General features: G+C 50.9%; 21 protein-coding genes. 6 read left to right on the top strand and 15 right to left on the bottom strand.

Translation table 11 applies throughout. From position 1 onward, the window contains the following. Window positions 1-89: 89 nt before the first annotated feature. Entirely contained in the window at window positions 90-1,049 is a 960-nt protein-coding gene (gene lpxM, locus NCTC9997_RS10650) for a lauroyl-Kdo(2)-lipid IV(A) myristoyltransferase (protein WP_036769922.1), read from the bottom strand. A 342-nt stretch (window positions 1,050-1,391) separates the two neighbouring features. Here lpxM and NCTC9997_RS15255 point away from each other — a divergent pair, with 342 nt between their 5' ends. The 3 genes from NCTC9997_RS15255 to NCTC9997_RS10665 all read left to right on the top strand — a co-directional run bounded on the left by NCTC9997_RS15255 (window position 1,392) and on the right by NCTC9997_RS10665 (window position 5,474). Continuing rightward, window positions 1,392-2,051, top strand: coding sequence for an META and DUF4377 domain-containing protein (locus NCTC9997_RS15255; protein ID WP_064978048.1), 660 nt, complete (start codon window positions 1,392-1,394; stop codon window positions 2,049-2,051). A gap of 348 nt (window positions 2,052-2,399) precedes the next feature. Then, window positions 2,400-5,003, top strand: coding sequence for a bifunctional diguanylate cyclase/phosphodiesterase (locus NCTC9997_RS10660; protein ID WP_064978049.1), 2,604 nt, complete (start codon window positions 2,400-2,402; stop codon window positions 5,001-5,003). 24 nt (window positions 5,004-5,027) lie between these two features. Further along, window positions 5,028-5,474, top strand: coding sequence for an HIT family protein (locus tag NCTC9997_RS10665; protein ID WP_064978050.1), 447 nt, complete (start codon window positions 5,028-5,030; stop codon window positions 5,472-5,474). Window positions 5,475-5,610: 136 nt separating this feature from the next. Here the strand turns inward: NCTC9997_RS10665 and NCTC9997_RS10670 are convergent, their stop codons facing one another. The 5 genes from NCTC9997_RS10670 to znuA all read right to left on the bottom strand — a co-directional run bounded on the left by NCTC9997_RS10670 (window position 5,611) and on the right by znuA (window position 11,374). Then, window positions 5,611-5,853 (bottom strand): FeoC-like transcriptional regulator, encoded by a 243-nt coding sequence (locus tag NCTC9997_RS10670; protein ID WP_010864220.1) that lies wholly within the window; start codon window positions 5,851-5,853, stop codon window positions 5,611-5,613. Continuing rightward, a complete protein-coding gene (feoB, locus tag NCTC9997_RS10675; protein ID WP_064978051.1) occupies window positions 5,850-8,132 on the bottom strand; it encodes a Fe(2+) transporter permease subunit FeoB in 2,283 nt (760 codons plus the stop codon). Before feoB ends, NCTC9997_RS10670 begins: the two co-directional genes overlap by 4 nt. Beyond that, window positions 8,129-8,362, bottom strand: a complete 234-nt coding sequence (locus tag NCTC9997_RS10680) for a FeoA family protein (RefSeq protein WP_010864222.1) — start codon at window positions 8,360-8,362, stop codon at window positions 8,129-8,131. Before NCTC9997_RS10680 ends, feoB begins: the two co-directional genes overlap by 4 nt. A gap of 762 nt (window positions 8,363-9,124) precedes the next feature. After that, window positions 9,125-10,444, bottom strand: coding sequence for a murein DD-endopeptidase MepM (mepM, locus tag NCTC9997_RS10685; RefSeq protein ID WP_010864223.1), 1,320 nt, complete (start codon window positions 10,442-10,444; stop codon window positions 9,125-9,127). A gap of 18 nt (window positions 10,445-10,462) precedes the next feature. Next, window positions 10,463-11,374 carry a zinc ABC transporter substrate-binding protein ZnuA gene (gene znuA / locus NCTC9997_RS10690; protein WP_039045545.1) on the bottom strand — a complete coding sequence of 304 codons (912 nt, stop codon included), beginning with the start codon at window positions 11,372-11,374 and terminating at the stop codon, window positions 10,463-10,465. A 121-nt stretch (window positions 11,375-11,495) separates the two neighbouring features. Here znuA and znuC point away from each other — a divergent pair, with 121 nt between their 5' ends. Together znuC and znuB are read left to right on the top strand one after the other, a co-directional pair. Further along, window positions 11,496-12,257, top strand: coding sequence for a zinc ABC transporter ATP-binding protein ZnuC (gene znuC, locus NCTC9997_RS10695; RefSeq protein ID WP_010864225.1), 762 nt, complete (start codon window positions 11,496-11,498; stop codon window positions 12,255-12,257). Further along, entirely contained in the window at window positions 12,250-13,035 is a 786-nt protein-coding gene (gene znuB / locus NCTC9997_RS10700; protein WP_039045543.1) for a zinc ABC transporter permease subunit ZnuB, read from the top strand. Before znuC ends, znuB begins: the two co-directional genes overlap by 8 nt. A 150-nt stretch (window positions 13,036-13,185) precedes the next feature. Here znuB and sucD read toward each other — a convergent pair whose 3' ends face one another. The 8 genes from sucD to sdhC all read right to left on the bottom strand — a co-directional run bounded on the left by sucD (window position 13,186) and on the right by sdhC (window position 22,881). Next, window positions 13,186-14,058, bottom strand: a complete 873-nt coding sequence (sucD, locus tag NCTC9997_RS10705) for a succinate--CoA ligase subunit alpha (protein WP_010864227.1) — start codon at window positions 14,056-14,058, stop codon at window positions 13,186-13,188. Continuing rightward, window positions 14,058-15,224, bottom strand: coding sequence for an ADP-forming succinate--CoA ligase subunit beta (sucC, locus tag NCTC9997_RS10710; RefSeq protein WP_010864228.1), 1,167 nt, complete (start codon window positions 15,222-15,224; stop codon window positions 14,058-14,060). Before sucC ends, sucD begins: the two co-directional genes overlap by 1 nt. An 89-nt stretch (window positions 15,225-15,313) precedes the next feature. Then, window positions 15,314-16,540 (bottom strand): 2-oxoglutarate dehydrogenase complex dihydrolipoyllysine-residue succinyltransferase, encoded by a 1,227-nt coding sequence (gene odhB / locus NCTC9997_RS10715; protein ID WP_064978052.1) that lies wholly within the window; start codon window positions 16,538-16,540, stop codon window positions 15,314-15,316. A 23-nt stretch (window positions 16,541-16,563) separates the two neighbouring features. Further along, on the bottom strand, window positions 16,564-19,371 hold the full coding sequence (sucA, locus tag NCTC9997_RS10720; protein ID WP_010864230.1) for a 2-oxoglutarate dehydrogenase E1 component: 2,808 nt from the start codon (window positions 19,369-19,371) through the stop codon (window positions 16,564-16,566). Window positions 19,372-19,643: 272 nt separating this feature from the next. Next, entirely contained in the window at window positions 19,644-20,363 is a 720-nt protein-coding gene (locus NCTC9997_RS10725; RefSeq protein ID WP_064978053.1) for a succinate dehydrogenase iron-sulfur subunit, read from the bottom strand. Between the two features lie 19 nt (window positions 20,364-20,382). Next, window positions 20,383-22,092 carry a succinate dehydrogenase flavoprotein subunit gene (sdhA, locus tag NCTC9997_RS10730; RefSeq protein WP_230403198.1) on the bottom strand — a complete coding sequence of 570 codons (1,710 nt, stop codon included), beginning with the start codon at window positions 22,090-22,092 and terminating at the stop codon, window positions 20,383-20,385. 58 nt (window positions 22,093-22,150) lie between these two features. After that, on the bottom strand, window positions 22,151-22,498 hold the full coding sequence (sdhD, locus tag NCTC9997_RS10735; RefSeq protein ID WP_010864233.1) for a succinate dehydrogenase, hydrophobic membrane anchor protein: 348 nt from the start codon (window positions 22,496-22,498) through the stop codon (window positions 22,151-22,153). Further along, window positions 22,492-22,881 carry a succinate dehydrogenase cytochrome b556 subunit gene (gene sdhC / locus NCTC9997_RS10740; RefSeq protein WP_064978054.1) on the bottom strand — a complete coding sequence of 130 codons (390 nt, stop codon included), beginning with the start codon at window positions 22,879-22,881 and terminating at the stop codon, window positions 22,492-22,494. The genes sdhD and sdhC overlap by 7 nt, the downstream gene beginning before the upstream one ends. 530 nt (window positions 22,882-23,411) lie before the next feature. On the opposite strand from sdhC, the gene NCTC9997_RS10745 reads away from it, so the two are divergent. After that, entirely contained in the window at window positions 23,412-24,704 is a 1,293-nt protein-coding gene (locus NCTC9997_RS10745) for a citrate synthase (protein WP_010864235.1), read from the top strand. Window positions 24,705-24,904: 200 nt separating this feature from the next. On the opposite strand, the gene phbB is transcribed toward NCTC9997_RS10745, so the two are convergent. Then, the gene (phbB, locus tag NCTC9997_RS10750; RefSeq protein WP_039045541.1) at window positions 24,905-25,651 is read right to left on the bottom strand and encodes an acetoacetyl-CoA reductase; all 747 of its coding nucleotides are present in this window, start codon (window positions 25,649-25,651) and stop codon (window positions 24,905-24,907) included. Window positions 25,652-25,685 lie beyond the last annotated feature (34 nt).

Here is a 25,685-nt window from a genome sequence, read left to right on the forward strand (position 1 = left end):
AGCACATGCAAATAACAAACGCCGATTTTCGTGTCTTATGCTTGCGCGCGGGCACGAATGGTCGGCGTTATCCTGTTCAGCTTGAAATGTTATAAATCCGTTCTGCTGTAAGGCTCAATCTCCCCTTCTCGGCGAGTTTTCAGCAATTTCAAAATCCAGATATATTGCTCCGGATTCGGTTTCACCAAGATCTCAATCTCTTCATTCATACGGCGTGCAGCGACAGCAGGCTCAGCATCTTGCAAATCATCCATCGGCGGACGGATATGCATTTCAAACACGCCTTCTTGGCTGTTATACACCGGGAACAGCGGGATCACGGCCGCATTACACACCTTCATCATTTTACCTAAACCTGGCAACGTCGCTTTGTAAGTGGCAAAAAAGTCCACAAACTCACTTTTTTCCGCACCATGGTCTTGATCCGGTAAATAGTAACCACAGTAACCTTGGCGCACTGAACTTAAAAATGCCTTGATACCGTCTTGGCGCGTATGGAGACGGCCGCCAAAACGCAGACGCACACTATTCCAAATCCAATCGACCAGCGGGTTGCGATGCGGATTAAACATCGCAGCAATCGGCATTCCTTTGGACGCCATAATGATGCCGGGAAAATCAATGGCCCAAGCATGCGGCACCATAAAGATAATGTTCCGACCGGAAGCTTTGACCTGCTCCACATGTTCAAAACCGATAAAACGGGTACGACTGTCTAAAAACGATTTGCTGCGCAAGGCCAGTTCCGCCATGGCCAGCATGACTTGCGCGGCCGTCGCGAAGGTCTTATCAATCAAGACTTCGCGCTCGGCGTCAGAGAGTTCAGGAAAGCAGTAAGACAAATTAATGGCGGCGCGTCGGCGCTGACTTTTCGCTACCCGCCCCACAGCACGGCCTACTTTGCCAGCCAATGCATCACGCACGCGATGGGGTAAAAAAGCCACTAATGCCACCAGCAACAAGCCCAGCCAGACTGGCCAGTAGCGCGGATGCAACATTGCAAGCGTAAACTTCGGTATATGCCCTTCGGCTTTTCGTGTCTGTGTCATGCGGATTCCGGCATTAATAAAAACCGACTTATGATAGGTTGGATCTGTAATTTTGCAATTCTTGTCCGTACTTTTCGGCCTTTTTCTGGGCGCACATTTCGTTCAGACTCACGGTGCCGTTGACGTTATGATCCCTTTACCTTTTATACAAAACAGAGTGACGTCAATTTAGCCTCTCTCGGTAACTGCCTCACTTTTCTGCATTATTACAGTAAAACTTCAACCAATTCGTTACCGCTTTAGAGTAACTATCTTGTGAATTGGACTTTTTCAGCATAAGTCGCCTAGTATGGCGCAGTAAATTTCAGTAACGTTTGGATAAAATTTTTAGGGAGTGGCCTGATGCATTTACGTTCTCTTTCGCTGATCACCGCAGTAGCCCTGCTGGCAGGATGTAATACCATGCAAAATCACATCGAGAATATTGACGGACGTTGGCAACAGACCAACAACTCCGCCGACAGCAAACCTGCCACTCTGGATATCCAGCAAGGTCATTTGGCAGCATTTGCCGGCTGTAACCGCATGATGGGCGCTGCCAGTGTCGAAAATAATCAACTGGTGGTAAAGCAATTGGCCGCCAGCATGATGATGTGTGAGCCACAAGCCATGGAGCGTGAGCAAGCGTTCTCAACCTTCTTGGCCAGCAGCCCGACGATTTCCCTAAAGGACAATCAGCTGACCTTAACCCAAGGTGATACCCGTTACCAATTTAGCGCTCAACCCGCATTAGCTGAGGGCGTAACCAAATTTATCTATGTTGCCGCCGAACGCAAACCGTGCATGGGCGTAGCGCCACAATCTTGCCTGCAGATCCGTGAAGACAGCAACGCGCCGTGGCAAAACTATTACGGCACCATCGAAGGCTTTGAGCCAGAGCCAGGGATCAGCTACCGCCTGCGTATCAAAGAGTTCGAGGTAGCAAACCCTCCAGCCGACGGCTCCTCTAAGCGTTGGGTGCTGGATATGATTGTCGAATCTGCGGTAGTCGACGCCCAGTAATCCTAGTCATCCTCTACGGGCGGCATAGCTTAAGCTCTATATCAGCGGCCTCAACACCAGCCGCCTTAGCAAATCGCGCCATACCGGACTCTTCTGTCGGTATGGTCGTTTTACCAGCAACATGAACAATCATGCAGCCATGCCAGCCTAATTCTGCTCGCCATCTAGCCACACCATTTAACGCACACCGCCTCACTCGCAATCAACGGCACCAAGTATACCAAACAGAAATAGCAAAACTCGAAATTCCGAAAATAGCCGCAAAAAAATAAATGGTTTACGTGCTATAATAGTTTACTGCAATATAATCCCATCAATGCGACTTCGTACTGAATACATGTATTAATTATGTCCTTGTCTGCAAAGCTGTCTGGCCGCTTATCATTAAAACTTGTTGTCACCATTTTATTTCTGACAGCGATCAGTGCGATTTTTGGTGTATCGATGATCATCCAATATCGTAATGAAACCGCGATGATCGAAGATTTAAGCGAGCGTATTGCGTCAACGTGGGCACAATTGGTACGAAATGATCTGAATAATTACCTGAGCGCACCGCCACAAGCCAATGCGGTTATTGCCATCAGCTTAAAATCAGCACCGCATATCAATACACAAAACCTGACCGAAATAACGCCACACCTTTACGACACAATTAGTCGCGTATTTACCAATGTTCCACAGTTAAGTTTTGTCGCCATCGGCACCACTGACGGTAACTATGCCGGCGTCAGCCGTGAAATTGTGAAGAATAAATATACCCTGACCTTAAAAGACAGCACCACCGGCGGGGCATTAATGTTCTACACCGATATGGAGCCAACCTCTGCGGTCTTGAACAAATTTGATATTTACGATCCACGCGTTCGCCCTTGGTATCGCGACTCCGATACCCGCAAAATCTCGCTGTGGACGAAAGCCTATCAAGATTATGATGCCAATCGCGGAGTGACTATCTCCTATTCCACGCCCGCCTACGATAAAGATAATCGTTATATCGGTATTATCACGTCTGATATTAAATTGAATGGATTTAACCGTTTCTTGCGCAACGTGGCCGGACTTGGTAATTCAGTGATCCTGATTTTAAATGAAGAAAATCAGATTATTTCCCATTCCACCGATGAGCTCACCGAGCATAAAAGCAACATTATTGATTTTAGTTCGATGGAAGATCCAAAACTATTACGCCCAGAACAAAGTCAAAATCCCTTAGTGCGTGTCGCAGCACCGCTCATGTCCGTGTCCGACAATCAATCCCACTCATTCACGCTTAACGGTGAAACGTATTTCATCCGCATGATGAGTGTCGGTAATGAACTGAATCTGAAAAATTGGAAAGTTGCCGTTATCGTCGCGGAAAAAGATTTGATTGGTAGCCTGCATGAAGATCGCCGTACTACGATTATTTGGATCCTGTGCATCTTTGCTAGCGGCGTGATTTTAACTTGGTTTGCATTATCAAAAGTCACCACACCAATCTTGAGTGTGGCCCACGCTGCGCGTCTGTTAACGCGCCAACAGTGGTTACCGGTCAAACAAGATCAGTTTGAGCTGAAAGAAATTCGCCTGCTTAACACGGCCTTTAATGACATGTCGCGCTCGCTATCCGATGCATTCCATGAGTTGGAATATAGCATCGAGTATGACGCCAATACCGCGTTGATGAACCGCACCGGCTTTAAAAAATGGCTGAATAACCAGTACGCCGACGATAGCCACACTGCGCCATCACTATCCGGACTGGTGCTGGTCAACATCAACAACACCGATGTGATCAAAAACAGTCTTGGCGATGACAGCCTCAATGAGCTGTATCGTCTGATCAGCGCGCGCTTACAGCAATACATCATAGAACTGGATCTGAGTGTAATTGCCGTTAAAAGTGCTGATCATGAATTTATGCTGGCGTATCTCACGCCGCATGAATATGACTACCACAAACTGATCCACGTGTTTTACGAATCGTTCAAACTGCACAACGATGATGTCTTAATCACGGTGAATCTGGGTTATCTCAATCGCCCCTTTGCTGCAGCGAAATTGCAAGAGGCCTACACCCAGGCCAGCATTGCCCTGTCAGCGGCGCGCAAGCAAGGGGAAAACACCGGCGTTGCCTACGACAAAACGCTGGATGCCAATGTCGGGCTCTCAACCCAAATTCTGACCCACCTCAATTATGCACTCGAGCAAGATGAGCTCTACCTGCATTATCAGCCGATTATTGCCCTTGATAGTGAGCGCATTATTGGCGCTGAAGTGCTGATCCGCTGGCAATCGCCGATCTTGGGCTTTGTCAGTCCGGCGCAGTTTATCCCGATTGCAGAAAAATCCGGCTTGATCCTGCCGCTCGGCTCATGGGTGTTGCAGCAAGCTTGCCACGCCGTGGCGCATAAGATCCGTGAGCAACACTGGCCAGCCAATTTCGAGTTGCACGTTAATCTGTCGGTACGGCAACTGATGCAAGCGGACTTCGTCCAACGGGTGACTCAATGTCTGCACGATGCCGGCCTACCCGCGACAAACTTGACGCTCGAAATCACCGAGTCCATGTTGATTGAAAACTTGAGCTTTATCGATGAGCGGTTACGTGAACTGCGCCAACACGGGATCCGTATCGCCATCGATGACTTCGGTACCGGCTACTCGAGTCTGTCTCACCTGTACAAACTGAGCTTTGATTGCCTGAAAGTCGACCGCATTTTCGTCAGTGGCCTACTCGATAGCCAAAACTGCGCCGCAGTGCTTAATTCGGTGGTGCAGCTGGCGCACGGTTTTAGTGTCCCGATGGTGGCCGAAGGGGTAGAAAAGCGCGAAGAAGCTGAGTTACTGCGTAAAATGGGCGCACAAAAAGCGCAGGGCTACTATTTCAGTCGCCCAGTTCCTCTGGAACAATGGGCTATCGATGATACGACAGGACAACACCGGCTATACATCCTGCCGAATAGCTAACCGCCGGTCTATCAGGGAACAGGAATGACGATGAGTACTGATGCCACTTTCCAACTGCATCCACAACTGGCGGCAGATACCACTTGCCTTGGGCATTATCCACTCAGTGACGTGCTGCTGTGCCGCGAAGGACAACTGCCGTGGATCATCTTGGTTCCGCGCCAGATGGGCATTCGCGAAATTTATGAACTCAGCGACGCCGACCAAATCCAGTTACTGCGCGAATCTAGCGCTGTCTCGCGCGTCATTAACGCGCTTTATCAGCCAGACAAGCTCAATATCGCCGCCATCGGGAACATGGTGCCACAGTTGCACCTGCATCATGTCGGACGCTTTAGCAGCGATCCTGTCTGGCCAGCGCCTATTTGGGGTCGCCTGACCGCCAGCTGGCGCAGTGAAGAGCAGCAACAAGCCGAAATGCGTAAGTTACAACAAGCACTGGCGGATACCGCAGACTTTATCGCGGCCTAATATTCTGGGTTAATCCGGTTACGCTGTTACGATTATTCCGTTAAGGCTATTGGATATAACGCAGAGCAGTGCATAAAAAAAACCGGCCAATCAGCCGGTTTTTTATTCGCGTAATCCACTCAAGTGACCACAAGCTTCAATGACGCACCACTAGCGCAATGCCCTGTGCATCGAGCCAACGGTAGTACACCTCTTGCGCCGCGCCGCAGCAAGAGCCGCCGCACACTTTTTGCTCGTCCTTACTGACCCGCCCTTTACGCATCCATACCTGCAGCATCGCATCAACACCATCTTCGCTGCTGTTCAATTGACGAGCCAGATCCTTACGGGTCATACGGCCATGTTTTTGTAAAAGATCGCGCAGGTCTTGTAAGATCATGCCAATTTCACCTGTTGAGATTGTTGACGGCTTCCCTTAACCCGCATGACTGCAATGGTGATAAGGAATATGCCACCGGTAATGGCCAACCACATCGCACTTTGTGCCGGATGCTGGCTAAAGTGCATGATTTGGTAGAACCACGTACCCACCACATACGCCAGCAGCATGGTCCAGCCCGCTACAAACAGCGCCCAGTTACGGCCAACTTCTCGCACAAAAGCGCCCATCGCCGCCACACACGGGGTATACAGCAGCACAAACAGCAAGTAACTAAAGGCTGCCGCAGGGCCAGCAAAGTTCTGTGACAGCTTATCAAACGTCGAAGTATTCACTTCCTGCGCTTCTGCTGCCGCGGTGCGATCCGAGGTATCACCCACACTGATATCGAGTGGATCGGCCAGATTAATACTGAGCAGATTTTCTGGGATAGTCAGCAGCGCTTCTTTGAACGAGGCAAAGAAGTTGTACTCATCGCCAGCATCCGCCGGTTCACCGCTATACAACGCGTTGAGCGTACCCACGACCGCTTCTTTGGCGAAGATCCCGGTAATAATACCGACCGTGGCCGGCCAGTTATCTTTCTCAATACCGATTGGCGCCAAAACAGGCGTCACATCTTTCGCTACCTGAGCCAACACAGAATTTTCTGTGTTTTGATTACCAAACGAACCATCGGTACCCAGGGAGTTAAAGAAGCCCAAGGCGGCCACGACCAGCACAATGGTCTTACCGGCACCAAACACGAAGTTTTTCAGTTTTTGCCAGGTTTTCAGCCCGATATTACGCAGTGTCGGCCACTCATAATCCGGCATATCCATCACAAAGCTTTCACTGATCCCCGGCAGCAAGGTTTTACGCAGCAGCAAACCGGTAAAGACCGCCACCAAAATACCAATCAGGTATAACGCAAACACTACATTTTGCGCCGATGATGGGAAGAACGCCGTTGCAAACAACGCATATACCGGCAGACGTGCGCCACACGACATAAATGGCGTCATCATCACGGTAAGCAAGCGCTCACGTTCTTGTGTCAGGGTACGGGTTGCCATGATAGCCGGCACGTTACAGCCAAAGCCGATCACCAACGGTACAAACGAGCGCCCCGGCAAACCGATTTTCTGCATCAGCTTATCAAGCACAAACGCCGCGCGCGCCATGTACCCCGAACCTTCGAGAATGGCCATGAACAGATACAAGCAACCAATGACCGGAATAAAGGTCGCCACGGTCTGAATACCGGCACCAAAACCATCCGCCAGTAACGTCACCAGCCACACTGGCAATACACCATCCAGCAGATGATGCGTGCCGTCGACCAACAGCGCACCTACCGAGATATCGAAAAAGTCGATAAACGAGCTACCAATCTTGATGGAGAACACAAACATCAAGTACATCACCAATAAGAAAATCGGCAGCCCCAAATAGCGGTTCAGTACTACCTTATCGATACGCTCACTGGTTTTGTGACTCACCATTCCCACGTGTTTGCGGGTTTTCTGACACAGATGATGGATAAAGCTGTAACGTACATCAGCAATTTGCAAATCGGTATCTACTGCTTGCTCTAAATGCCGTAAATGCTGCGCCACCAAGGTCTGGTTTTCCGCGCTCAGACGGCCTTCAACCAAACGGTCATGTTCTAACAAACGCAGCGCAAGTGAGCGACTACTCGCTTGCTCATTCTGCGGGCAATAAGGCACCAGCAGTTGCAGAGTGTTTTCTACCGCCTCACCATAATCGAGTTGCAGTTTGGTTGGTGTCACACCATTCGCCAGCATATCCACCAGCTCGCGACGAAACTGCATCACCTGCTGATGGTTATGCGCTGAAATAGCAAACACCGGACAGCCCAACATCTGCGACAGCAATGGCACATTGATCTGCTGGCGATTACGCTCCAGCGCATCCGTTTTGTTGATCACCACAATCACCGGACGACCGGTTTCCAACAACTGCAGCGTCAAATACAGGCTACGCTCCAGCGCAGAGGCATCAACGATGTTCAAAATCACATCCGCCGGCATCGACTCGACCACAATGGTGGCCAGCTGCTCGTCTTTACCGCTATCAACGTTATCACCTGACAGCGAGTACACCCCCGGCAAGTCAGTGATCTGAAGTTGGTGCTCACCGACTTTGCAGTGACCGGTTTTTTTCTCAACCGTCACACCGCTCCAGTTGCCCACTTGCTGGCGCGCACCGGTTAACCCGTTAAAAAGGGAGGTCTTACCGCTGTTCGGATTACCAACGGTTAACAACGAAAAATTCATGCCAAAACCTCAACATCGATGCCTGCGGCAATGGTACGGCGCAGAGCGATATTGACTCCGCAAATCTCAATCTGTAACGGATCGCCCAACGGGGCAAAACGCACTACGTGGATCTCACTGGAAGGCAGCACTCCCAGTACCATCAATTTTTTACGCAATGGGCGATCCAGACGCTGCATATTGACTACGCGCGCCTTGTCTCCCACCTTCAACTCAGCCAACGTCACCATGTTCAAATCGCCAAAAAGATTAAATAAGATATATTATCATTATCATTATTGTACGGGTTTCATAGCAAGCACTTTTTGCCAAAGATCAAACTTTCCCTGCTCAATCGCTATCCATGTCACTCAGCTCTCCACCACACTCGCTACGATTGTGCAACATGTCTCGCATAAATTAGCTAAAGGTAGCTGAAACGATAAAACTCATGGTGCGCATGCTAATAAATTCGTTACAAAACTGGTATAAACGGTTAAGTCAGAACATTGAGTTACATAAATCTCTCTGTATTAGATATTTTTATGTCCGTTCATGATATCTACCGATTTATCAGAGAGTGTGGCCCCTAGGCCATGCTCCCGGCAGCAAGCGAAGGTGTCATTGGCACCCGTGGCACGTCATCTGGCCTGCCACGTCAATTTTTTTACCTCCTCTCTTTTACCGCCTCGCTCTCCGTGACAAGACTGTTTTCTCTTTCCTCTCTTTTGGTTGGGCCTAGCCACAGCAATTCACACTCTGATTCTAGGCATTTAAGGCTGGGCAGACTCTCACCCTGGGGTATTCCGACACTTATCCCCACTGAACATCTGTTATCCGCCGCAACTTACTAACATTGATCGTGTATTGGTCGCGCCATGCCGGTTTACGGCTCTCGCATAACCCGCTCGCCTAGCAAGCACAGATAAAACATGGGATAGAACGCGCAGATAAAAAAAGCCCGCAGACTCTGCGGGCTTTTTTCATGTAGAAAGATATGCGTAACGGATTGATTAATCCAGCGTCAGCTGTGGCAGGTACTCTTTGGTACGCGCCAAGAAGGCACGACGCTCTTGACCAGCCAAACCGTCCGACATCGGCAGTTTCACCTTCATCGGATCCACCGGACGGGAGTTCAGCAAGAATTCATAGTGAATGTGTGGCCCGGTTGAACGCCCAGTGTTACCCGACAGCGCGACACGGTCGCCTTTCTTCACTTTCTGCCCTTGCTTAACCAAAATCTTGCTCAGGTGCAGGAAACGCGTCTGATACTGACGACCTAAACGGATCACCACATAGTTACCGGCATACGGGTGGTAACCGGCTTTCACCACTTCACCATCACCGATAGACAGCACCGGCGTACCGATTGGTGCCGCAAAGTCAGTACCGTTATGCGGCGCCACACGGCGCGTTACTGGATGCAGACGACGTGGGTTAAAATTCGACGAAATGCGATACTGCTTTAAAGTTGGCAGACGCAGGAAACCTTTGGCTAAGCCCGCACCTTCACGGTTATAGAAGCGGCCATCTTCAGCCTGAATCGCGTAATAGTCTTTGCCGGAGGAGTTCAAGCGTACCGCTTTGACTTCACCGGAGCCGGTCACTTTACCGTCCAAAAACTCACGTGACATCAGAACACTGAATTTATCGCCTTTTTTCAGCTTGCGAAAATCCACCTGCCACTGCAACGCTTTGGTAACCTGCTGAATTTCACGGGTCGACAAACCCGCTGCTTTCGCGCTGGATACGAAGCTACCATCGATAGTGCCTGCAACGCGATCGTTTTGCCACGTCCCTTGCATGGTTTCAACAGAGCGCTTATAAGCACCATTGTCTGCACGATCGTAAACGCGGGTTTCACGATTATTGACCGCCCAAGTCAATTGCTTGAGCAGACCATCATCATCCAGTTTCCAGCTCAGCTCTTGGCCAATCCCTAAACGCTGAACTTCGGGGTTACTTTTTGTCAGTGCATGCACATCCGACATATCAATGCCGTACTGTGTCAGAATGCTGCCGAGGGTCTCACCACTTTCCACGGTGTGCTCATGTACCGCCTCTTCGAGCTTTTTATCCAGATCATCTTTCTCTGGCTCCAGCTCGGGCGCATCATTTGGCATCACCTGATCCAATGGCTCACTTGCCTCCGGCTGCAAATCGCGCTGGGTTTCAATATCCAGCGCAATTTCGCGTTTAAGCGGAGTATGGTTCAACACCGGATTCCACGCGGCAACGGCCAACGTTAATGCGGTGAGCATACCCAGCAGCACTTTATGTAATCGTGGCAGGCCGTTAAGAGCTAGCGATACTGACCTGACAAATTCTTGCACTTTGTTACCCCAATTTTTTTATTTACTCAGGCAACTCGCGTATTGTTGGGAGAGTTGCTCTAAAAACTGCACATAGCTGTCCTTGCCGAGAGAAACTTTCTCACCGAGCGGATCAAGCGTACCTATATTGACTGAGGTGCCGCGCGCGACAGCGTCAATCACTGCTGGTCTGAACTGGGGTTCAGCAAACACGCACGAAACCTGATGTTGTTCTATCTTCTGCTTAATCTCGCTCAATGTTCTAGCTCCCGGCGTGATCACCGGATTGACGGTGAAATGCCCAACATTGTTTAAGCCAGCAAAAGATTCAAAATAACCGTACCCGTCATGAAACACAAAATAACCGTGCTGCTTGACTGGGTTCAGTATGCTACCAATTTTTTCAGGTAAATGGTTAATCTGCGTTTGAAAATATTGCAGATTTGCCTTCACTTTGTCTTTTTGTTCTGGGAAAAGTTCCTGCAAACGTTCAGAAATTGCGACTGCTGTATATAAAGCAATCTCAGGTGACATCCAGACATGTAAATCTGTGGAACCATGATCATGCGCATGACCGTGATCATCACCATGCTCTTCCGCATCTTCATCATTATCGTCAGCATGACGCAATAACGGCATGACCGAAGATAAGTTTTTTACTTTTATTTGCTGATTATTCGCCTTTTCTGTGAGTGGCTTCACTAAAAAAGGCTCCATCTCGTCACCCACCCATACCACTAAATCCGCATTATTTATCCGTTTAATATCGGACGGACGCAGCGCATAATCATGGGGAGACGCACCATTAGGCAGCAAAACTTCGGTATCCGTGACACCATCAGCAATCGCCGCGGCGATAAAGCCTAACGGCCGCACTGATACCAACACCGAGGCAAAACTTTGTATCGGCAGTAACGCCAAAAAACTGAGTAGAAAAATGCGCTTAATCATACAAAAACCTTTCGAGTACCCAATGTGATTTTGTTATAATATAACATCACATTTTTTAATCATACTTATTTTATCGCCACACACCGTGCCGAATAGCGATCACTCAGGTCATACAGACACCATGTCAACACTCATTGAGCTTCATCACATTGATGTCGTTTTGGGTGAGCGAAAAGTGCTGAACAACATTTCGCTCAACATCAAGAAAAACCACATCATTACCCTACTCGGCCCGAATGGCGCGGGAAAATCGACCTTGGTTCGGGTCGTCCTTGGCTTATTGGCGCCGAGCGCCGGACAAATCGTGCGCGCTGGTAATCTCAAAATCGGCTACGTACCACAAAAACTGCACCTCGATGCTACCCTTCCCCTGACCGTGCGGCGCTTTTTAGCGCTGAAAAAGACGGCTAATCCGGAAGAGATGCTAAGCGCAGTCAGTAAAGTGAATGTGTTGCACCTGCTCGAACAACCGATGCAAAAGCTCTCCGGTGGGGAAACCCAGCGCGTGCTGCTCGCACGAGCCCTGATGAACAAACCGGATCTGCTGGTACTGGACGAACCGATGCAAGGGGTGGATGTGAACGGCCAAGCGGCACTGTACGATTTGATCACTGTTCTGCGCGATGAGCTCGGCTGTGGGGTACTGATGGTGTCGCATGATTTGCATCTGGTGATGGCGAAAACCGATGAGGTGCTGTGTCTCAACCAGCATATTTGCTGCTCGGGCGCGCCAGAGGATATCTCGCATCATCCTGAGTTTATCTCGATGTTTGGCCGTCAGTTGCCGGGCAAACTGGCGTTGTATCAACACCATCATGATCATCGCCATGCGTTAAATGGTCAGGTCATCCATACTCATCATCAAGGATGCCGCCATGATTGAGATCTTATTACCCGGCTGGCTGGCCGGTATGTTACTCACCCTCGCCACCGGTCCGCTGGGCTCGTTCGTGGTATGGCGGCGCATGGCCTATTTTGGCGATACCTTGGCGCACGCCTCATTGTTAGGGGTGGCACTTGGCTTACTGCTGGATGTCAATCCGTACATCACTATCTTGGGGTTAACCTTAACCTTAGCGGGCGTACTGGTATGGCTGGAGCATAAACCTCAACTGGCGGTCGATACCCTGCTGGGAATATTGGCGCACAGCAGTTTGTCGCTCGGTCTGGTGACCGTGAGTTTGATGTCTGATGTGCGGGTTGATTTGATGGCCTACCTGTTTGGCGATCTGCTGGCTATCACATGGCAAGATATTGCGTGGATTGGTCTAGGCGCAGCGTTAGTGCTGGGCGTGTTGTGCTGGCAATGGAACGCACTGCTGTCTGTCACCATTAACCCCGAATTAGCCTTTGTGGATGGCATTAATCTCAACCGGATGCGACTGCTATTGATGCTGACCACCGCGGTGACTATTGGTTTGGCGATGAAGTTTGTCGGTGCCTTGATCATCACTTCTTTACTGATTATTCCGGCGGCCACCGCACGCCGTTTTGCCAGCACGCCTGAGCAAATGGCCTTCACTGCATCACTGTTCGGGATGCTGTCGGTCACCGGAGGCTTGCTGTTATCGTGGTTTTATGACACGCCTGCCGGCCCTTCGGTAGTCATCTGCTCCGCTGCGCTTTTCATGCTCAGCCTGCTGAAAAAACAGCGTGCGTGAGACGTAAAAATCGGTCCTTGCGATTTAACCGTTGTGCGATCAAGCGACAGACAAACAATTCGTAAAACAACGCGCAAACAGCATATAAAAAAACCGGCATCACGCCGGTTTTTTATATCGCAATACTGCTGCTCGGCTCGGGCATCACGCTTACCAGCCAGTGACCTGACGCAGCGCCTGACCAATATCGGCCAATGAACGCACGGTTTTCACGCCCGCATCTTCCAGCGCAGCGAATTTTTCATCCGCCGTGCCTTTGCCGCCAGAGATAATCGCCCCCGCATGGCCCATACGTTTGCCTTTTGGCGCAGTAACACCCGCGATGTAAGACACCACCGGTTTAGTGACATTCGCTTTGATAAAGGCCGCCGCCTCTTCTTCCGCGCTGCCGCCAATCTCACCTATCATCACAATCGCTTCGGTTTGCGGATCGTCTTGGAACAAACGCAAAATATCGATAAAGGTCGAACCTGGGATCGGGTCGCCACCGATACCAACACAGCTAGACTGACCAAAACCTTCATCGGTGGTCTGCTTAACCGCTTCATACGTCAGCGTACCGGAGCGAGAAACAATCCCAACACGGCCCGGCAGGTGAATATGACCCGGCATGATGCCAATCTTGCACTGACCCGGAGTGATCACGCCCGGGCAGTTTGGCCCAATCATGCGCACGCCAGTTTGCTCCAGACGCACTTTCACCTGCAGCATATCCAGCGTCGGGATCCCTTCCGTGATACAGACGATCAACTGGATCCCAGCATCGATAGCTTCCAAGATGGCATCTTTACAAAACGGTGCCGGAACATAAATCACCGAGGCGGTCGCACCAGTCGTTTCGACCGCATCACGCACGGTATTAAATACCGGCAACCCCAGATGATAAGTCCCGCCTTTACCCGGTGACACGCCCCCAACCAGCTGGGTGCCGTATGCCAGCGCTTGCTCAGAGTGGAACGTGCCTTGCCCTCCGGTAAAACCTTGGCAAATAACCTTGGTATTTTTATCAATCAGAATAGACATTATTTGCCCTCCGCTGCATGAACGACACGCTGTGCAGCATCGGTCAAACTGGTTGCTGCGATGATATTCAAACCACTGTCAGCCAGTTTCTTGGCTCCCAGCTCGGCATTGTTGCCTTCCAGACGTACCACCACCGGAATGCTTACGCCCACTTCTTCTACGGCGCCAATAATACCGTCAGCAATCAAATCGCAACGGACAATACCGCCAAAGATATTCACCAGTACCGCTTTGACATTATCGTCGGACAGAATAATTTTAAACGCTTCGGTAACACGCTCTTTGGTTGCGCCACCGCCTACATCAAGGAAGTTTGCTGGTGCGCCGCCGTGCAATTTCACGATATCCATGGTGCCCATGGCCAGACCGGCGCCATTGACCATGCAACCAATATTGCCTTCCAGCGCCACATAGTTGATTTCCCACTGTGCGGCATGCGCTTCCCGTGCATCTTCTTGAGACGGGTCTTGCATCTCACGCAGTTGCGGTTGGCGATACAGCGCATTGGAGTCCACCACCACTTTGGCATCCAGACAGTGCAGGTTGCCCTGCGCGGTGATCACCAATGGGTTGACTTCAATCAGTGCCAGATCTTTATCCAAAAACAGCTGACCGAGGCCCATGAAAATCTTGGTGAACTGACGGATTTGATCGCCGGTTAACCCCAGCTTAAACGCCAGCTCACGACCTTGGTAAGGTTGTGGACCGCAGATAGGATCAAGCGCCGCTTTATGGATAAGCTCCGGCGTTTCAGCGGCCACTTTCTCAATTTCCACGCCGCCTTCCGTTGACGCCATGAACACCACACGACGACTCGCGCGATCGACGACAGCGCCCAGATACAGCTCTTTGGCGATATCAGTGCAGCTTTCGACCAAGATCTTGTTAACGGGTTGCCCCTTGGCATCAGTCTGGTACGTGACCAAATTTTTACCCAACCATTTCTGGGCAAACTCACGGATCTCGTCCTTAGAGCGCGCCAGCTTCACGCCGCCCGCTTTGCCACGTCCACCCGCATGAACCTGACATTTTACCACCCAGTGGTCACCGCCAATTTTATCAGCTGCCTCAACCGCTTCATGCTGGCTGCTACAGGCATAGCCTTCTGATACGGGCAGACCATACTGAGCAAACAGCTGCTTACCCTGATATTCGTGCAAATTCATGATGCTCTATCCATGTTAGTTATATTGTCCTAGGGGGTCACCACTGAAACTGGGCCCGGGCTCTTCTCGGGTTCCGGGCCCGTTATCGCTTATACGTCCAGAAGTAAACGGGTTGGGTCTTCCAGCAGATCCTTCACCGCCACCAAGAAGCTGACGGACTCACGACCATCAATCAAACGGTGATCGTAAGACAGTGCCAGATACATCATCGGCAGGATCTCAACCTTACCGTCTACCGCCATAGGGCGATCTTTGATGGCATGCATACCCAGAATCGCACTTTGTGGCGGATTAATGATTGGCGTTGACATCAGGGAGCCAAACACCCCGCCATTGGTAATGGTGAAATTACCACCGGTCAGGTCGTCCACGGTCAGCTTGCCGTCACGGCCTTTCTCAGCCAACACTTTGATGCTCTTTTCGATATCCGCCAGACTCAATGTATCGCAGTCACGCAGTACCGGCGTTACCAGACCACGTGGCGTAGAGACCGCCATGCTGAGATCAAAATAGTTGTGATACACGATATCGTCGCCATCAATCGAGGCATTGATTTCAGGGAAGCGTTTTAACGCCTCAACCACCGCCTTCACATAAAACGACATAAAGCCCAGACGCACACCGTGGCGCTTCTCAAACACCTCACCATACTGCTTACGCAGCGTCATGATTGGCTTCATATTGACTTCATTGAAGGTCGTCAACATTGCGGTGGTGTTTTTGGCTTCCAGCAAGCGTTCAGCGATACGCTTACGTAAACGGGTCATTGGCACACGTTTTTCACTGCGACCGGCCAGCAATGCTGGCGCAGCGGCAACTGCGGTAGGCGCTTGCACAGCCGCTGGCTGGGCTTTGCGCATCTCAGTGACATATTTTTCTACGTCTTCACGCGTAATGCGGCCACCGACACCAGAGCCTTTGATTTTGGCAGGATCCAGATTGTGCTCCGCGATCATACGGCGCACCGCAGGACTTAACGCATCGGAGCTTTCTTCGGTCAACGCGGCAGTATGGCGCTGCGCCGGAGTTGCCACTGGTTCAGACAGTTTGGCGGCGGTCGGTTCACCGGCTACAGCAACCGGACGCACACGACCAATCAGCTGACGACCGGTAACAGTCGCCCCTTCCTCTTCCAGCACCACGTCCAGCACGCCATCATCGGTTGCCGGTACTTCCAGTACCACTTTGTCGGTTTCGATTTCGACGATCACTTCGTCACGCGTGACGCTATCACCCGGTTTTTTATGCCAGGTTGCGATGGTGGCATCGGCAACGGATTCAGGCAGATCCGGAACTAAAATATCTATGCTGCTCATAAAAAATCCTTCGTTATTTGTTCTTATTCCGTGCGCAAGGCATCGTCAACCAGGTTCTTTTGTTGTTGGGTATGCAGTGACATGTAACCGACCGCCGGTGACGCGGATGCCGGACGACCAGCATAATTCAGTGTCGCCCCCGCCGGGATCACCTGACGCAGATTATGCTGGCTGCAATACCAGGCGCCTTGGTTCAACGGCTCTTCTTGGCACCAGACATAATCGGTCACGTGGGCGTAGGCACTGAGCAGTGCACGCACGCTCTCGTATGGGAACGGATAGAGTTGTTCAATCCGGATAATCGCCACATCCGTTTGTTCATTCTTACGACGCTGTTCCAGCAAGTCGTAGTACACCTTACCGGAGCACAGCACCACGCGACGCACCTTAGCCGGATCCAACGCATCAATCTCGCCAATCGCTGGCAGGAATTGTCCGTTGGCCAACTCTTCGAGGCTAGAAACTGCCAGTGGATGGCGCAGCAAGGATTTCGGAGACATAACCACCAGCGGACGACGCATTGGACGAACCATCTGGCGACGCAGCATATGGTAAACCTGCGCTGGCGTTGACGGCACGCACACCTGCATATTTTGCTCAGCGCACAGCTGTAAATAACGCTCTAAACGGGCCGACGAGTGCTCTGGGCCTTGGCCTTCGTAGCCGTGTGGTAACAGCAGTGTCACCCCACACATCCGACCCCATTTTTGCTCACCCGAGCTGATGAATTGGTCAATCACCACTTGAGCGCCGTTGGCAAAATCACCAAACTGCGCTTCCCAAATGACCAGCGAGCGCGGCTCTGCCGTAGCATAACCGTATTCAAAAGCCAGTACCGCCGCTTCTGACAGCACGGAATCCCAGACTTCGAATTTGCCTTGGCCATTATGGATATGCGTCAGTGGCTGATAAATGCTGGCATCGTTTTGGTTGTGTAACACCGCGTGACGATGGAAGAAAGTACCGCGCCCAGCATCCTGCCCAGACAAGCGTACATTCACCGACTCATCCAACAACGTGGCATACGCCAGTGTTTCGGCAAAGCCCCAATCCAGTGGACGCAAGCCTTCGCTCATTTCGCGGCGATCGGCATAAATTTTTTCTACTCGTGGATGCAGTACATGACTTTCTGGGTACTGACAAACACGGCGCCCCAAATCCTGCAAGCGGGATAATTCCACCCCTGCCGGATACGCCATATCCCACTCATGATTCAAGTACGGCGCCCAGTCAACCGAGTGCATCTGCATCGGACGCCACTCTGGCACCACGCAATCGCCTTTATCCAGCGCATCGCGATAGTTGTTGACCATTTCGGTGGCATCTTCTTGCAAAATCAGGCCACTTTCGATGAGTCGATCGGCATAAATCTTACGTGGCGTCGGATGCTTTTTGATCTTCTGGTACATCAGCGGCTGCGTAGCATTCGGCTCATCCGCTTCGTTATGGCCATGACGGCGATAACAAACCAGATCAATCATCACATCACGCTTGAAGGTAAAACGATAATCCAATGCCAAACGAGCGACAAACGCGACCGCTTCAGGATCATCGGCATTAACGTGGAAAATCGGTGCCTGCACCATTTTGGCAATGTCAGTGCAGTATTGTGTCGAGCGCGTGTCTTTCGGGTTCGAGGTGGTAAAACCAATCTGGTTGTTAATCACAATCCGAATGGTGCCGCCCACTTTGTAACCACGCGCCTGCGACATGTTAAAGGTTTCTTGCACCACCCCTTGACCGGCAATCGCCGAATCGCCATGAATGGTGATCGGTAATACCGTGCTGCCTTCATGATCGCCTAGGCGATCTTGGCGTGCACGCACGGAACCCACGACCACTGGATTTACAATCTCAAGGTGCGATGGGTTAAATGCCAGCGCCAAGTGCACGGTGCCGTGCTCGGTGGCAAAGTCAGACGAGAAGCCTTGGTGATATTTCACATCCCCAGTGCCCCAGCCTTCATCATGCTTGCCGGCAAAAGCATCAAACAAGTCCGCCGGTTTTTTACCCAGTACGTTGACCAGCATGTTCAAGCGGCCACGATGCGCCATTCCCAGCACCACTTCACGAGCACCATGCTGGGCTGAGCCACGGATCAGCTCTTTAACCAGCGGGATCATGGCATCGCCACCTTCCAGCGAGAAACGCTTCGCGCCCGGGAAACGCGCCCCAATATAACGCTCAAGACCTTCTGCGGCGGTCAATTCTGACAGGAAGGTACGCTGTTCCAGTGGCGTAAATTCAGGTTTACCTTGTACCGACTCCAGACGCTGCTGAATCCAACGTTTTTCTTCAGTACTGGTGATGTGCATGTACTCTGCGCCCACCGAGCCACAATAGGTTTCATTCAGCGCTTGGTAGAGTGCAGATAACGGCAGACTCTCTTGCCCACAAGCAAAAGAGCCGACATTGAAGACGGAGCCAAAATCATCGGCGGTCAGGTTATGGAATGCAGGGTCAAGATCAGCGACAGGGTCTTGCTTCCACAGCCCCAGCGGATCCAACGTGGCCTGCTGATGACCGCGAAAACGGAATGCGTTAATTAGTTGCAGAACCCGCACCTGTTTAACGTCAGCCTCAGGATCGGCTTGGGTATGACGGTAACGCGCTGGCTCTTGGGCCAGTTTGCGGAAATAGTCGCGTACCCGAGAATGGGGCTGCTCAGCGGCCACACTCACGACAGGCAAGCTATCAAAAATAGCCCGCCAGTTCTCATCTACCGACGCAGGATCTGTGAGGTAATCTTCATAGAGTTGTTCGATATAGGTTTGGTTGGCGCCCGCCAGCGGGGAAGAGTCCAACCAGTCCTGAATGACTCCGTTTTCCATCTTAATCCCTTTTATATATTTTGTTGTTTTGCCGTGGTGTTTTATACCGAAACTCGGTGAACCGACCGGATGTGGATACCCTGACGTTCACCGAGAGCCGGTATGGTGCTCGGACGGGAAACCCGAGCTCTCTTCTTTTTGCTTTCACCGCAGATAGTTAACGTATTCGTTCAACAATTTCAATCAGCGCGCAACATATCACAATCTTTTGTGCGCTTAATCGGCTGAACCGTTCCGTCTATTTACCCTATCCGACTGATGGCTTACCGTACTTAAACCGCTTTTTGCAACAGCATAGACTTAATATGTCCAATTGCTTTGGTAGGATTTAATCCTTTAGGACATACATTAACGCAATTCATAATTCCATGGCAGCGGAATACACTGAAAGCATCATCTAAATCAGCCAAACGCTCTGCTGTGGCGGTGTCACGACTGTCAATCAGGAAACGGTATGCTGCCAGTAAACCGGCAGGACCGACAAATTTGTCCGGATTCCACCAGAACGACGGGCACGAGGTCGAGCAACAGGCACACAAGATGCACTCATACAAACCATCGAGATGTTCACGCTGTGCTGGCATCTGAATAAACTCACGTTCAGGCTGCTGCTTACCATCGTTAATCAGGTACGGTTTGATTTTCTCGTACTGGGTATAAAACTGGCCCATGTCGACAATCAAATCGCGGATCACCGGTAAGCCCGGCAATGGCCGGATCACAATGGTCTGTTGACCACTGCCCGTTAACGCCGATAACGGTGTAATACAGGCCAGCCCATTTTTACCGTTCATGTTAATGCCGTCGGATCCACACACCCCTTCACGGCACGAACGGCGAAAGGCTAAGGTCGGGTCCTGTTCTTTTAACTTGATAAGCGCGTCCAGCACCATCATGTCTCGCCCATCTTCCGTTTCCAGGCGCAACGTTTGCATATAAGGCGCCTTATCGGTTTCCGGGTTATAGCGGTAAATCGAAAACTGCACTTGCATACCCTGACTCCTTATTCCCTTAATAGGTACGTGCTTTCGGAGGGAAGGCCGGACGCAATGTCGGCTCCATGTTAACCTGACGACGACTCATACTGTCGGTGACCGGATTGTACAGAGAGTGGCACAGCCACTGCTGATCATCACGATCTGGGTAGTCAAAGCGGCAATGCGCGCCACGACTTTCGGTACGGAAGTTAGCCGCCAGCGCGGTGGCATAAGCCGTATCCATCAGGTTATCCAACTCCAGACACTCTACCCGCTGGGTATTAAAGTCAGAGGATGTATCATCCAAACGTGCGGTCTTCAGACGCTCACGAATGGTTTTGAGCTCTTCGAGCCCTTCAGCCATCGCCGCACCTTCTCGGAATACCGAGAAATTTCGCTGCATGCAGCTTTGCAGATCTTTACGGATTTGCACTGGGTCTTCGCCGTTACGGGTACTGTTCCAGCGATTCACGCGTGCCAACGATGCCTCGATATCTGACTCACTGGCCGCACGGGCTTCACTTTGCGCCGCCAGCGTTTCACCAAGGTGCAAACCGGTTGCTCGGCCAAAGACCACCAGATCCAGCAGCGAGTTCCCTCCCAGACGATTCGCCCCGTGTACTGATACACAGGCAATCTCACCGACCGCAAACAATCCTTGGATATCGACATCACGCCCATCCGCAGTTTGTCCCACCGCTTGTCCACTGACCTGAGTCGGGATCCCGCCCATCATATAATGGCAAGTTGGGATCACCGGAATCGGCTCATTGACCGGATCAACATGAGCAAAGGTGCGTGACAATTCACAGATACCTGGCAGGCGAGATTCCAGAACCTCTTTACCCAAATGATCGAGTTTGAGCTTGATATGCGGCCCCCACGGACCATCACAACCACGCCCTTCACGAATTTCAATCATCATAGAGCGCGCGACCACATCACGACCGGCCAAGTCTTTGGCATTCGGCGCATAACGTTCCATAAAGCGTTCACCGTGCTTATTCAGCAGGTAGCCGCCTTCACCGCGACAGCCTTCAGTAACCAGCACGCCCGCACCGGCAATCCCGGTTGGGTGGAATTGCCACATTTCCATATCTTGTAACGGCACCCCAGCGCGTACCGCCATCCCGACGCCATCACCGGTATTAATGTGGGCGTTGGTGGTCGAAGCGAAAATCCGCCCAGCCCCACCGGTGGCCAGCACTGTCGCTTTGGCTTTGAAATAGACGGTTTCACCGGTTTCCAAACAAATTGCCGTACAGCCTTGGATCACGCCATCTTGGTTTTTCACCAGATCCAATGCATACCATTCAGAGAAGATGGTGGTTTTATTTTTGATATTCTGCTGATACAGGGTATGCAATAACGCATGTCCAGTACGATCAGCGGCCGCCGCCGTACGCGCCGCCTGCTCACCACCGAAATTTTTTGATTGGCCACCAAAAGGACGCTGATAGACGCGGCCATTATCAAAACGGGAGAAGGGCAAGCCCATGTTCTCCAGCTCTAAAATCGCCTCTGGGCCGGTTTTACACATATATTCAATGGCATTTTGGTCCCCGATGTAATCAGAACCTTTTACCGTATCGTACATGTGCCATTCCCAGTTATCTTCATGGGCATTGCCCAGCGCCACGGTGATCCCACCTTGTGCCGATACGGTATGGGAGCGGGTTGGGAAAACTTTTGAGATTAGCGCACAGCTCAAACCTGACTGGGAAATCTGCAGCGCTGCGCGCATGCCAGCACCACCTGCACCAATCACGACCGCATCAAATTCTTTTGTTGTTATATTCACCTTAAGCCCCCCACACAATGACGACTGTGGAAATCAGGTACACCATCAGTACCAACACCACCACAAACTGCAAAACCAGACGTAAAGCGACCGGTTTGATGTAATCGGTTAACACCTGCCAAAGTCCAATCCAGGCATGAACCAGCACACACACGGCAGCCAAAATGGTGAACACTTGCGTGATGCCAAAGGTAAAGAAGTTCTTCCAGATCCCGTATGTCATTTCCGGGGCGGAAACGATGAAACCTAATAAATAGAGGATGTACAACGTCATGATGATGGCGGTGGCTCGCAGCAAGATCCAATCTTGCACGCCGCTTCGGCCAAACGCAGTGGCATTCGTTACCATACCAGCCCCCCCGCAAGCAGTGATAAAACGATGGTAATGGCAAAAGCAATCCGCGCACTACGGCTAGCAACCGCCAAGTTTTCTTCACCAAAACCTAAATCCATTAATAAGTGACGTACCCCGCCAACCACATGGTAGGCCAGCGCCGTCAAAATGCCCCACAAAATGAATTTAACAAGGAAGGTATCGGTAATGGCTTGCGCCTGTGCAAACCCTTGCTCAGAGGAGAGCGACAGGGATAACAGCCATAACAAGATCCCCAATGCGATGAAGGTAATGACACCGCTCACCCGATGGAGAATCGAGGCGATTGCGGTTATCGGGAAGCTGATCGTTTTCAGATCAAGATTAACAGGTCTTTGCTTATTCACGGTTCTGCCCACGCCGCTCCATTGAGCTCTGTTTGTTTTCCTTATCTAACCTTCAGGTTATTGAAAGTTACCGGGTAAACAGGAGTCATTTTTGCGTTTCAGCATACCGCCGGGCGAGGTGTGTTGGGTGGTGATACGCCTGCAACGCCAAATCCATTTACATTTAGGCAATACTTTCATTAACCTGAAGACCCGAGCCAAGTATACTTTTCACCATCATTCATTACAATTCAGGAAAGAGTTGTTAATAATTTTTAAACAAACTATGAGACATAGACCGTGTTTTGCTCTTTTTATAAATACAGCAAAGCAAATTGACATGTATGCTAAGCGTCGGTTACAAAATACTCACCCGAATTCGACTGGTGTGCAAAGTTTATCCAGATACCTCTTTTCCTCCCTGTTAAGTTGTGCAACATTGGAAAGAGGAAAATTCGGACTAGCTTGGTGACGTAACGTGCATTGGCTCAACACACCACTGGTAACTCAACCACAAAGCTAGATCTGCATCAGGACAAAAAATAAGAGCAAAGGAGAATGTTATGGCAGAACAAAAAGTCACTCTGCGATTGAGCGACAGTGAGTCCATCGAGTTACCTGTGTATAAAGGCTCATTAGGAAACGATGTGGTCGATGTACGTCCGCTGGGCGCTCACGGCCTGTTCACGTTCGATCCCGGCTTTATGTCCACCGCTGCCTGCGAATCAAAAATCACCTATATCGATGGCGATATCGGTGTGCTGCTGCACCGTGGTTTCCCGATTGACCAACTGGCGAACAAATCTGACTATCTGGAAGTGTGTTACATCCTGCTGTACGGCGAAGTGCCGACCAAAGCGCAGTATGAACGCTTCATCCATACCGTCAAACGCCACACCATGGTGCACGAACAGATCTCCAGCTTCTTCCACGGTTTCCGTCGCGACGCCCACCCAATGGCTGTTATGTGCGGGGTGAGCGGTGCGTTAGCCGCGTTCTACCATGACTCTTTGGATATCAATAACGACGATCACCGCGCCATTGCGGCATTCCGTCTGCTATCTAAGATGCCTACTCTCGCGGCCATGTGTTACAAGTATTCTATCGGTCAGCCTTTCATTTACCCACGCAACGATCTCTCCTACGCCGCCAACTTCTTGTACATGATGTTCGCTACACCATGTGAAGAATATGAAGTCAATCCAGTATTGGCGCGCGCAATGGATAAGATCCTGATCCTGCACGCTGACCACGAACAAAATGCGTCAACCTCAACGGTGCGTACCGCGGGTTCTTCCGGTGCCAATCCATTTGCCTGTATTGCGGCGGGGATTGCCTCGTTGTGGGGACCGGCTCACGGTGGCGCTAACGAAGCCTGTCTGAATATGCTGATGCAAATCGGCTCGGTAGAACGTATTCCTGAGTTTATCGCCCGCGCCAAAGACAAGAATGATCCATTCCGTCTGATGGGCTTTGGTCACCGCGTTTACAAAAACTATGACCCACGCGCCACCGTAATGCGCGATACCTGCCATGAAGTATTGAAGACGCTGAATATCCAAGATCCATTGTTAGATGTGGCAATGGAGTTGGAGCGCATTGCGCTGTCTGATCCGTACTTTATCGAGAAGAAACTCTACCCGAACGTCGATTTCTATTCCGGTATCATCCTGAAAGCGATGGGTATCCCAACCTCAATGTTTACGGTTATCTTCGCGATTGCCCGTACCGTTGGCTGGATTGCGCACTGGAATGAAATGCACAGTGAAGGCAGTGCACTGCGTATCGCGCGTCCGCGTCAGCTGTACACCGGTGAAACCCAGCGTGAATTTCACGCCATGCATGAACGCGAATAACCCTTTCGCGGATACATAATGGCTAGACTGGTTATTGGCCGTACTGAGCCAGTAAATAGCCAGCAAATGTAAACCCATTCTTTCCAAGGCAGCGTTTCGCTGCCTTGTTCTTTTTTAAAACGTCCGACACAAAGATAGAAAAAGAAAACCCCGCATCAGCGGGGTTCGGATGTTCGTAACGCATGAGTTAATAACGCGCATTAATCCATGTACTGGCCGCCGTTCATGGCCAGATTAGAGCCGGTGATAAACCCCGCCTCTGGGGCAGCCAAGAAGGCAACAGAGCGCGCAACTTCCGATGGCTGGCCAAAGCGCTGCACTGGAATTTGCTTGCGGATGCTGTCACGGATGGTTTCATCAATCGCGAGGATCATGTCAGTTTCAATGTACCCTGGAGAGATACAGTTCACGGTGATCCCTTTGGCTGCCGTTTCTTGCGCCAATGATTTGCTAAAACCGTACATCGCCGCTTTGGCCGCCGCATAGTTACACTGACCAAACTGCCCTTTTTGCCCATTAATAGACGAAATGTTAATGATCCGGCCGTACTGGCGCTCCAGCATTGGATTGATCACGGCGCGGGATAAGTTAAATACGCTATCCAAATTAACGGATAACACCTCGTCCCACTGTGCACGGTTCATTTTGCGTAAGGTACCATCACGCGTGATCCCGGCGTTATTCACCAGCACGGCGATAGGCCCGACCGACTCTTCAATATCCATAATCGTACGCTGGCAAGCATCAAAATCACTGACATCAAATGCCTGCAAACGGATATTCAAGCGATCTTGTTCTATTTCTGCGGCAAATGCCTTGGCATTGGCGCCATCCAGACTGGTACAACCGGCAACGACAGTATAGCCATCCGCTGCCATCCGGCGGCAGATTTCACGTCCAATCCCACCTGCACCACCGGTCACTAAACATACTTGCACTTTATCCATCAGCAAGCCCTCTTCCGTGTATCTATATGAAATA

It is taken from the genome of Plesiomonas shigelloides (assembly GCF_900087055.1).
GTDB classification, from domain to species: domain Bacteria; phylum Pseudomonadota; class Gammaproteobacteria; order Enterobacterales; family CAMTGL01; genus Plesiomonas; species Plesiomonas shigelloides.